General features: G+C 55.4%; 7 protein-coding genes. 2 read left to right on the plus strand and 5 right to left on the minus strand.

What is annotated here, in order from left to right; translation table 11 throughout:
- From IGR76_00095 to IGR76_00110, 4 genes are all read right to left on the minus strand, one after another.
- The coding region (locus IGR76_00095; protein MBF2076948.1) for a sugar ABC transporter permease at nucleotides 1-362 on the minus strand (362 nt) is incomplete at its 3' end.
- A 484-nt stretch (nucleotides 363-846) separates the two neighbouring features.
- Complete coding sequence (gene acs / locus IGR76_00100) at nucleotides 847-2,817, minus strand: acetate--CoA ligase (GenBank protein MBF2076949.1); 1,971 nt, start codon at nucleotides 2,815-2,817, stop codon at nucleotides 847-849.
- 88 nt (nucleotides 2,818-2,905) lie between these two features.
- The gene (locus IGR76_00105) at nucleotides 2,906-3,082 is read right to left on the minus strand and encodes a hypothetical protein (protein ID MBF2076950.1); all 177 of its coding nucleotides are present in this window, start codon (nucleotides 3,080-3,082) and stop codon (nucleotides 2,906-2,908) included.
- Nucleotides 3,055-5,481 carry a CHAT domain-containing protein gene (locus IGR76_00110; GenBank protein MBF2076951.1) on the minus strand — a complete coding sequence of 809 codons (2,427 nt, stop codon included), beginning with the start codon at nucleotides 5,479-5,481 and terminating at the stop codon, nucleotides 3,055-3,057. The genes IGR76_00105 and IGR76_00110 overlap by 28 nt, the downstream gene beginning before the upstream one ends.
- 246 nt (nucleotides 5,482-5,727) lie before the next feature.
- On the opposite strand from IGR76_00110, the gene IGR76_00115 reads away from it, so the two are divergent.
- Nucleotides 5,728-5,925 carry a hypothetical protein gene (locus tag IGR76_00115; protein MBF2076952.1) on the plus strand — a complete coding sequence of 66 codons (198 nt, stop codon included), beginning with the start codon at nucleotides 5,728-5,730 and terminating at the stop codon, nucleotides 5,923-5,925.
- A 3-nt stretch (nucleotides 5,926-5,928) separates the two neighbouring features.
- Nucleotides 5,929-7,767, plus strand: coding sequence for a threonine--tRNA ligase (locus tag IGR76_00120; protein MBF2076953.1), 1,839 nt, complete (start codon nucleotides 5,929-5,931; stop codon nucleotides 7,765-7,767).
- Nucleotides 7,768-7,784: 17 nt separating this feature from the next.
- Here the strand turns inward: IGR76_00120 and IGR76_00125 are convergent.
- Nucleotides 7,785-9,040, minus strand: a 1,256-nt coding sequence (locus IGR76_00125) for a hypothetical protein (protein MBF2076954.1), incomplete at its 5' end; no start/stop codon positions are given.

Here is a 9,040-nt window from a genome sequence, read left to right on the forward strand (position 1 = left end):
ACGACGGGCGTGTAGTAGGCGGCGCGGAACCAGTGCATTCCTGGCAGCGCACGGTTTACCAGGATTGCTAATCCCAAGGGCAAGATCACTAGAATTGGGACAACCACAACCAGATAGATTACCGTATTGATTAGGGTTTTCCAAAATACCGGATCGCGCAATAGCGTGTGAAAATTGTCCAGCCCAATCCACTGAGGGGGCTGGGTAATATCAAACCCGTAGCTGGTAAAGCTGAGCAAAAACGCTTGAACGGCGGGATAAAAAACGGTTAATCCCAAGACCAGCAGCGCTGGCAGCAAAAAAAGATAGGGGGTTAAGCGTTGGAGCCAACGGTTCCAGTCAAGGGTGGATAGGGATTTCATATCAAATCCGGTTAATGAATGATCAATCCCATGGATAGGGGCGGGTTTTGCCGTTCATCTTCGGTACTTGCTAGGAGCTGTCTGTTAAACCCGCCCGTACCTATAGCGCTAGCCATATCGGTTAGGACATTTTGGTGGGGCGGCGAAAAAATGTCCATGTCCTAAGCTAGCTGGCAACAGCTATATAATCGGTGTTTAAGGGAATTTGATTTCAGCATAGAACAGAGGAGGGGCGATCGCCATTCCTGCATAGAATACACGAAAAGTGGGGCACTGATGCGAGGGTTAAGGTTCTGGAGTAGAGCAAACGCATAAAAATAGGGCGTAGGCTAAAGGCAGTAACCAAGTTGCTGAGGAGACAGCCATGAGCCAGTCCAACGATGCGAGTATTCTGACTCCCTCCCTTTGCCCCGCGAGCAGCCCCGCGAGCCCCCCGGAGCAAAGAGCATCAGCTACTCGACATTATCAGGATCGCCATTTGTGCCTATCCTCCCTGACGCAGTTTATCGAGTACAGACCGATCCTCCAGGGTAGACGTATCCCCAGAGACCTCTTGACCTGCGGCGAGCGATCGCAGCAAGCGGCGCATAATCTTACCCGATCGCGTTTTGGGTAGGGCATCGCTAAAGCGGATATCCCCCGGACGAGCCAACGCCCCGATTTCAGCCACAACGTGCTGTTTCAGCGCTTTCACCAATTCGTCACTGGGCTCATAATCGCCTTCTAGGGTAATAAAGGCAACGATTTCTTCCCCTTTCACCTCATCGGGCTTCCCGACCACGGCAGCCTCGGCCACGGCGGGATGGGACACCAGGGCTGACTCAATTTCCATGGTTCCGAGGCGGTGACCCGACACGCTGATCACATCATCGACCCGTCCCATCACCCAGAAATAGCCGTCTTCGTCACGGCGGGCACCATCCCCTGCGAAGTACATGTATTGTCCATCCTTCGGGGGAATATGCTCCCAGTAGGTGCGGCGGAAGCGGGCGTCATCACCGTAGACCGTTCGCAGCATACTCGGCCACGGATGCCGCACCACGAGATAGCCCCCTTCGTTATCGGGAACGGGATTCCCATCCAGGTCAACAATATCCGCCAGAATTCCAGGAAACGGACGAGTAGCCGAACCGGGTTTTGTCGGAATTGCGCCCGGTAGAGCGGTGATCATGATGCCGCCTGTTTCCGTCTGCCACCAGGTATCGACAATCGGGCAACGCTCTTTCCCAATGACCCGGTGATACCACATCCAGGCTTCGGGATTGATGGGTTCGCCTACGGTTCCCAACAGGCGCAGGGAGGACAGGTCGCGGGCATTGGGGAGGTCTTCGCCCATTTTGATGAAGGCACGAATTGCGGTGGGTGCGGTGTAGAAGATGTTGACGCCGTACTTTTCGATCACATCCCAGAAGCATCCAGGATTGGAGGGGCGGGGCGCACCTTCGTACATCAAGGATGTGGCACCGTTCGATAAGGGGCCGTAGACGATGTAGCTATGTCCGGTAATCCAGCCGACGTCTGCCGTACACCAGTACACATCCGTATCTTTGAGGTCAAAGATCCATTTAGTGGTTATGTGGGTGTAGAGGTTGTATCCGGCGGTGGTGTGGACGACCCCCTTGGGTTTGCCTGTGCTGCCAGAGGTGTAGAGGATAAATAGGGTGTCCTCACTGTCCATCGGTTCTGCCGGACAGTCAGTAGATACGGTTTTTTGGAGGTCGTGCCACCAGTGATCGCGCCCCTCCACCATCGAAATCTCTTGTTCGGTACGGCGAACGACGAGGATATGCTCGACGGTGGGTGCGGCGTTATCGGCGATCGCCTTATCCACCTGATTTTTGAGGGGAACAATCGCATCCTTCCGCCAGCCCCCATCAGCAGTCACGACGACCTTCGCCTTCCCATCATTGAGGCGATCGCGCAGGGCTTCGGCACTAAACCCGCCAAAGACGACCGTATGGGGCGCACCAATCCGGGCACAGGCCAGCATGGCGATCGCCGCTTCGGGAATCATCGGCATGTAGATACCCACCACATCGCCTTTCTTAACTCCGAGTTGTTTTAGGACATTGGCAAACTGACACACTTCCCGATGCAGTTGGGCGTAGGTCAGGGTGCGAGAGTCACCCGGTTCACCTTCCCAGATCAATGCGGCTTTATTTTTCCGCCAGGTTTTGAGATGGCGATCGAGACAGTTGTAGGAAATATTGAGTTTGCCGCCGACAAACCATTTCGCAAACGGAGGCTGCCAATCTAGAACGGTTTGCCAAGGCTCGAACCAGTCGAGTTCCTGCTGAGCTAACTCGGCCCAAAACGCTTCGGGATCCGCTTTGGCGCGATTGAACAGGTCTTCGTACTGCTCCATGCTGTGGATATGAGCCTGTTGCGAAAACTCAGCGGATGGATTGAATAATCGTTTCTCTTGCAGGATGGATTCAATCGTAGGATTTGACATAGGGCGATCGAAACAAATAGTGTATGGGGCGCACTAAAGCACCTCTCTTTCAAAACCATACGAGGTTTAGCCGCGAATTGAGCGAGAACTATTCTTTCCTTAACGTTTGAGTCTTGTGCGGATGAATCATGGGGTGAAGGTTGCCCCGCACGATGACTCGCAAGAACCAGTACACTGCTTGTGGCGTATCGGTTTTGAGATATAGGGGATGCCACCATTGGCGCGATCGCCCTTTGCTTAGTTCATCTTTTGTAACGCTCGCCATTGCTCTAGGGCTGGCGTGCTCCACAGCCATTGCAGATCGCTTTGAGCCGGATCAAACGGAGGTTGAGCAATAGACTGGTTGATGGCGATCGCCTTCTCGCGGAGAAAGGTTTGCTGCTCTGGCGGTTGTTGTTTCGAGAGGGCAAAGAAGCCAATGGCTATTCCCCCATAGAGATTTTGCAGATCGGGGCTGAGGGCAGGGGTGTTTGCAGGGGCGATCGCCGCCGTAGCTGGATCGGCAGCCGTCGCAGAGGTTTGGAGCGGAGTAGACTGGCTTTCAAAAATATCCAGAGCTTTCAGCCAAGACTGAATCGCGTCGTAGGGTTGATCCTCGGCGTAGTAGGCAAAACCTAGGGCAATCCAGTAGTTTGGCTCGCTGGGTCGCAACTGAGCCGCTTTCTGCCATTCTTGCCGCGCATCAGCAACCCGAACCGCCGAGTCCCCAGACTGGATGCCGTTCCAGAGCAACCGTCCCCTAAGAAAATGCACGGTGGCATCATTTTGAGATTCGATGGGCACTGCCTCCAGAGCCGTCTTCGCTTCATCCATCGCCCCTCGATTCAGCAAACTCTCCACGGCATCCTGGGCGGTGAGCATATCGCCCTGGTTGAACAGGCGGATCGCCAGTTGGGTGACGGCCTTCGGGTTTTCAGTATCCCAATCCACCTGGGAAATGGATCGGGGATCGGGCGACGGAGAGGGTTCCATCGCTAAGCCTGGAATATCGACCGTCCACATCCCGTTCATCACCTGCGGGAATCGCCACCACAGCCCACCCAGTAAGGCGATCGCCAATAGTCCGGCTGCCCCTATCCAAGCGGTTCGGTGCCGTTTGGGGGTTTTCTGCTGTCCAGGGTTTGACTTAGACGTTGAGGACTTGGATGGTGGGGCGATCGCCGGACAGGACGAGGCCACCGCTTCCGTAGAGGATGGCTCGGAGGGGGAATGCACCGCCGTTCCCATGACCACCGCGACCGTATCTGTAGAAACGGGAATCTCATCTTCGAGTTGGCGTACCAAACTCGCGACGGTTTCTGCCTGTTCCCAGGATTCATCGCCCAGATCGTCGTCTAGGTCTAACTCCTCGGTGTCCTGAACGGATTCGACCAAACTGGCTCGGCCTTTAAGCGATTCCAACTCCGTCATCCAGTCCGTAGAGTGCAGAAGACGATCGGCAGGATTAGTGATGGTGCGATCGCCCCCGTACAGGTAGCCATCAAAATCGGGATGGAGGTAGAGGGTGGGCAGCGCCCAGTAAAGCTGATGGGAACCATAGGAGGAAATGAGCCCCTGCCGTGCCCGACTCAGGCTGAGATCCACCGGATAGCCCAGCTTCAAGTTGCGGTAGAACAGGCGAGTCAGGACTAAGGCCACATCGTCGGGAATCCGTTCTGCCATCGCTAAGACGGCGGGAATCCCGCGACTGACTAGGGCTTCTGCCAAATTGCGATCGCGCGATCGGGTGCGATCGAGTGCAGCGGTATAGCCTCCACGACAGGAATTGAACACAGCCATCTGAATCCCGTTGTTCACCAGCAATCCAGCGAGATCATCGCCGCTCAGGAGTTCTGTCAGTCCGGTGCGTTCGTTGACCAGGTACAAGTCTCCTCCCGCCTCGCCCAAATTGCTGTGGCCTGCGTAGTGAAGCACTTGATACCGACTCTGTTCTAGAGCCTGGGTCAGTTGCTCTCGTCCGGGCTGGCGCAGAATCGTGAGTTCGATGTTGGCAAGGGCGTGGGCGGATGTGGCGGCCTCTATCGGTTGTTTTAGCTCGTGCTGAAGTTGCTCGGCTTCGGTGGTCAGGGCAAGCTGATCGCTGTCGCGCGGGGTGGCAATCACCATCAAAATTCGCAGCGGATGGTGAGTCCCGGTAGCTTGAAGGCGATCGCGCTCTGGTCGTAAGCTAATGCCCGGTTGATATCGCGAAAAGAGAACGTCGGTTCCGGTGGCGATCGTGCGAATGCCTGCACCGTGGAGATCGCGATCGCCCTCAGCCATGACTTCCCAGGGCAGTTGCAGCAGTGATGTTCCCTTGAGTCCTAGCCGGAGTCGCAGCACTTCCTTACGATGTTGGGCAATGCCTTGAGCAATCACCCAGCTATCGCGAAGCGTTCCCTGAAAGAGTTTACTGTAAAGCCGTTTGCCCAAATCCCGCAGGGTTAGGGGCGACCCTCGATCAGACTCGGTTCCGAGTCCACCCTTCACCCGCTCGACGTTATCGCCTTGGAGCATCCCCACCAGCGGATCGGTCATCAGTTGTCGCGCCTGTTCCAGCCAGTCTTCAACTGCCCAGAAGACCTGTTCTTCTGCTAAGGGAACCCCCGGTGCAACCTGTTCGGTTCGCACCAAATATTCACCATTACCAACGGGGGTTACTGAGATATGAAACTCTTGGGTCACGGCGTTTGCGCTCTCCTAACCAAATTTCTGCCCACTGATTCATCAAGGATGCACCATTCCTTTCCTTGACGGAGGCAGGTTTGAAAAGTTACCAGCCAAATTACAATCTGTCACAGCACCTATCCACAACTAACGGCTAACGAATCTCCCGCCAGGACATGCCACTTCAACCAAAAATGATTTCGACAGCATTTTTTCAAATCTATCCGGATCGTAGCGAGAAATACGCGAACAGATGAGTGGTAGATGCACCCTGATTCAAACCCTCGGCCTCAAGTAATTGAGCTGGGGGTTTTCCTGTTGGAAGGTCAGGTTAGGAAATTCAGTGGCAAGGGGCGATCGCTCGATAAGATAGAGGCTAGAGGGGTGGGCGATCGCACCATCAATGTGCTACAAGCGTACTACGCCCGTATTTTATCCTGTTGTCGCTCGAAAAGCGTTTGATCAATGGCCAACGACGTTGCTTCTATCCAGGCTGACCAAGCTGAATCTGCAAAGCCCATTCGCCTTCCCAAAACCAGCGAATCCGAACATCTCAAGAAAATTCGCCACACGACCTCCCACGTCATGGCCATGGCTGTCCAGAAGCTGTTTCCCAAGGCGCAGGTCACCATTGGCCCTTGGATTGAAAACGGGTTCTACTACGACTTTGATGTGCCCGACGCTTTTACCGAAAAGGATCTTAAGGCCATCAAAAAAGAGATGGTCAAAATTATCAAGCGCAACCTTCCGGTGATTCGGGAGGAAGTGAGTCGCGAAGAGGCGGAGACGCGAATCAAAGCTCTGGGTGAACCCTACAAGCTAGAAATCTTGGCGGATATTAAATCGGAACCGATCACGATTTACCATCTCGGCGATCAATGGTGGGATCTCTGTGCAGGCCCCCACGTTGAGAGTACGGCAGATATCGATCCAGGGGCGATCGAGCTTGAAACCGTGGCCGGAGCCTATTGGCGCGGCGATGAAACCAAAGCCCAACTCCAGCGCATTTACGGCACGGCGTGGGAAACCCCAGAGCAACTGACCGAATACAAGCGGCGCAAGGAAGAAGCCCTCCATCGCGACCACCGCAAGCTGGGTAAAGAATTAGGGCTCTTCATCTTCTCGGATCAGGTTGGCCCTGGCTTGCCCCTGTGGACGCCCAAGGGTACGGTTTTGCGATCGACCTTGCAAGACTTCCTCCAGCAGGAACAGGTGAAGCGGGGCTATCAGCCTGTGGTGACCCCCCACATCGGACGGGTGGATTTGTTCAAAACGTCGGGGCACTGGCAAAAGTATCGGGACGATCTGTTTCCGATCATGGTCGAGGATGAGGATGCCCGCAGTCACGAAGAAGGCTTTGTGCTGAAGGCAATGAACTGCCCGTTCCACATCCAAATTTACAAGTCCAGCCTGCGCTCCTATCGCGAATTACCCATCCGCCTAGCAGAGTTCGGCACGGTCTACCGTTACGAACAGTCGGGCGAACTGGGGGGACTCACGCGGGTACGCGGCTTCACCCAAGACGATGCCCACCTGTTTGTGACCCCAGAGCAACTTGATGATGAGTTTTTGAAAGTGGTAGACCTGATTCAGTCCGTATTCAAGGCGCTAAATCTGACCAACTTCAAGGCTCGTCTAAGCTTCCGCGATCCCGATTCCGATAAGTACATCGGCAGTGATGACGCCTGGACTAAAGCCGAGAACGCGATTCGACGGGCGGCGGAAACCTTGAACTTGCCCCACTTTGTTGGCATTGGTGAAGCGGCTTTCTACGGCCCCAAACTGGACTTTATGGTGCAGGATGCCCTGGAACGGGAGTGGCAGTTGGGAACGGTACAGGTGGATTACAACCTACCAGAGCGGTTTGACTTGGAGTACATGGCGGAGGACGGCACACGGCAACGCCCTGTGATGATTCACCGTGCCCCGTTTGGATCCCTGGAACGCCTGGTCGGTATTTTGATTGAGGAATACGCGGGCGATTTCCCGCTGTGGTTGGCTCCAGAACAGGTGCGTTTGCTTGCGGTTACGGAAGAGTTTCTGCCCTTTGCGCGAGACGTAGCTGCCAAAATGCGATCGCTCGGTATTCGTGCCGTGGTGGATGAAAGCGGCGAACGCTTGGGCAAGATGATCCGCAATGCCGAGAAGGAAAAAATCCCGGTGATGGCGGTGATCGGTGCGAAGGAAGTCGAGGCCAATGCGCTGAGTATCCGTACCCGTGCGTCGGGGGATCTGGGTGTGATGCCTGTGGATCAGGTGATTGAGCGCTTAACCGGGGCGATCGCCTCCTTCGGCACGCTTTAAAGTTCAGCCATCCCATGTCAATCGCCGCTTGGAGGTTCAGAACCTTCTGTGGAGGGTGACGGGGGTGTGATCAGGACTCGGTTTTCGGTGGTGCGATCGGCGTCTTGCTCCGTCGAGGCTTCAGCGACCGAGTCTGCATCTTCAGTGTTGCGATAGGTGTAGGAATAAACGGTTCCCGACTGTTTCTGCACTACGGGCTGACGCTGTACCTCCGTGATGCTCTTCCGGCTGGGTGATGCATCATCAGACGCGGAGGACTCTGTGGAAGGCTCGTCGTCCCAGTCATCCCAAATATCGGATTCAGGCTCGGATTCGGTTGGAGGGCGATCGCTCCCGGCTTGGGATGTAGAATCCGACCAGGATTCCCAAACATCCCCAGTCTCAGATTCAGCCTCATCTGGGGACTCCTCGTCTGGTTGAACAGGCCATTCAAAGATCGTTCCCGGTTCCCGATAGGGCGGAACTGCCGGGATATCCTCCTCTGGAGAATCGCCCTCCTCATAGCGGGATGCGTAATCGTCGTAGTCGTCGTAGTCATCCGCTGAGGGACGATAATGCTCCTGAGTTTCATCCTCTAGACGCTCGGAATACCTGTCGGAATAATCGTTTGAGTAGTCCTCTGGGCGATCGCCATCGTCGTCTGAATACGGATACTCGTCGTCTGAGTAATTCTCTGAGCGATCGCGTCCATACTTGGCGTCATACTCTCTCGCGTCTACCTCGTCCTCGACGTAGTAGGCGTCTTCTTCCGCATCGGCGTAGGGCAAGTCTGGAGGCACCACTTCGGCATCCACAACGGGCGGCACATAATCCGCAGGAGGACGGTAGGCAGACGGTTCCGCTGAACGCCGAGCGTACTCTGAGGACTGAGCCTCCGAAAAAACTGGTGATCGATTCGTGCCCCAAGCCTCCCAAGAATTGAGATTGAGGGGCTGACGATTTTCCCAGCTATCGGCTGGTGTGGACGCTGCTGCTGTGGCAGAGCGAGCGATCGTTTGGCGCGATTGACGTTCCGACTGGGGCGTTGAATAGGGCTCCCACTCCTGATCTTCCCAAACTTCGCGGGCGGCAGCGGTTGATGCGGCATCTACTGCCCTGCGGTCAAAGGGGCGATCCTCTGGCGATGGTTTGCGATCACGCGGCGTTGGGGATTGCCAAGATGAGGAGCGATCGCCATAGCTCACGTTGGGCGCATAGGTATCCGAGCGACGCGGCGGCGACCCAAGTTGCAGTAATCCGGCAAAGAGGAGGGGCGTAATGCCTCCAGCGGCGA

The organism is Synechococcales cyanobacterium T60_A2020_003 (assembly GCA_015272205.1).
In the GTDB taxonomy this organism is placed as follows: Bacteria; Cyanobacteriota; Cyanobacteriia; order RECH01; family RECH01; genus JACYMB01.

Coding starts and splice junctions, on each gene's coding strand:
- acs (MBF2076949.1), bottom strand. CDS start 2,817: ATGTCAAATCCTACGATTGAATCCATCCTGCAAGAGAAACGATTATTC.
- IGR76_00105 (MBF2076950.1), bottom strand. CDS start 3,082: ATGGCGAGCGTTACAAAAGATGAACTAAGCAAAGGGCGATCGCGCCAA.
- IGR76_00115 (MBF2076952.1), top strand. CDS start 5,728: ATGCACCCTGATTCAAACCCTCGGCCTCAAGTAATTGAGCTGGGGGTT.
- IGR76_00120 (MBF2076953.1), top strand. CDS start 5,929: ATGGCCAACGACGTTGCTTCTATCCAGGCTGACCAAGCTGAATCTGCA.